This is a genomic window from Nonomuraea terrae (assembly GCF_004348995.1).
Classification (GTDB): domain Bacteria; phylum Actinomycetota; class Actinomycetes; order Streptosporangiales; family Streptosporangiaceae; genus Nonomuraea; species Nonomuraea terrae.
This window is the reverse complement of sequence record NZ_SMKQ01000449.1, coordinates 1-1,223: the sequence shown is the minus strand read 5'-3', so window position 1 is coordinate 1,223 and position 1,223 is coordinate 1. Positions and strand designations below refer to the sequence as shown.

1 protein-coding gene is annotated in these 1,223 nt (G+C 68.8%); it reads right to left on the bottom strand.

All coding sequences use genetic code 11. From position 1 onward, the window contains the following. A protein-coding gene (locus E1286_RS47300) for an IS3 family transposase (RefSeq protein WP_132623970.1) occupies positions 1-1,186 on the bottom strand; the annotation gives its coding sequence in 2 pieces (ribosomal slippage) (positions 1-877 and positions 877-1,186; 1,187 coding nt annotated over the 2 pieces). This gene is flagged as partial in the annotation. Positions 1,187-1,223: the final 37 nt, after the last annotated feature.

Here is a 1,223-nt window from a genome sequence, read left to right as displayed (position 1 = left end):
TGCTGCTCGTAGTCGATCGGGCTGAGGTAGCCGATGGCGGAATGTCTCCTGCGGGTGTTGTAGCGGGTGATCCACTTGAAGACGGCCAGGCGAGCCTCACGCGCCGAGGACCAGCCCTTGGCACCCTGCAGTGTCTCGCGTTTCAACGTGGCGTTGAACGCCTCCGCGGCGGCGTTGTCGGCGCTGGACCCGACCGCTCCCATGGACTGGCGCACGCCGAGCTCGGCGCAGACCCTGGCGAACTCGGCCGAGGTGTACTGAGACCCATGATCAGCATGGAAGATCGCGCCGTGCAGGCTGCCCCGCGTCGCAGCGGCCGCGCGCAGCGCGTCGACGACAAGCTCGGTGCGCATGTGATCGGCGATCGACCAGCCCGCCAGCCGGCGTGAGCCCAGGTCCAGCACGGTCGCCAGATACAAGAACCGGCCCTCACCGACGGGCAGGTAGGTGATGTCACCGACATAGCGCCGGTTCACAGCGGGCGCGGTGAAGTCCCGCTCGATCAGGTCGGGCACCTTCTGATGCGAGGGTTCCGGCACCGTGGTGCGCACCTTCTTGCGCAGGTGCAGCCCGACGATGCCGGTCCGGCGCATCACCCGCGCGACCCGCTTGTGGTTGACCGTGTGGCCCCGGGCCCGCAGCTCGGCGGTGACGCGCGGACTGCCATAGGTGCCGTCGAACGCGGCGTGGATCTGCGTGATCTCCTCGGCCAGCGCGGCATCGGCCGCGGCCCGCTCCGCCCGGGCCGGCGCCGCCTTGACCCACCGGTAGAAGCCCGAGCGGGACACCTTCAACACCCGGCACAGCCGCTTGACGCCGAACGCGTCCCGGTGATCGTCGACGAACTCGAAGCGGCTCACCAGTTCGTCTCTCCCGCGAAATACTTGGCCGCCCGGCGCAGGATGTCGCGCTCCAGCTCAAGCTCCCGGATCCGGGCCTTGAGCTGCTTGTTCTCCTCTTCCAGCACGTCGTCGGACGATAGCGGGCCGCGCGCCGGCTTCCTGGCCGGGCCCCGCGCCTTGGCACCCGCGGTGCCCTCCGCCTGCGCCTGACGCACCCAGTTACGCAGCGTCTCCCGGCTGATCCCCAGGTCCTCGGCCACCGAGGCCAACGTCCGTCCCGGATCGGACAGATACAAAGCGACGGCGTCCGCCTTGAACTCCGGCGGATACGACTTCATCGCCACGTGGAACTCCTTGTCTCCGGATCTCCATCATCCGGTA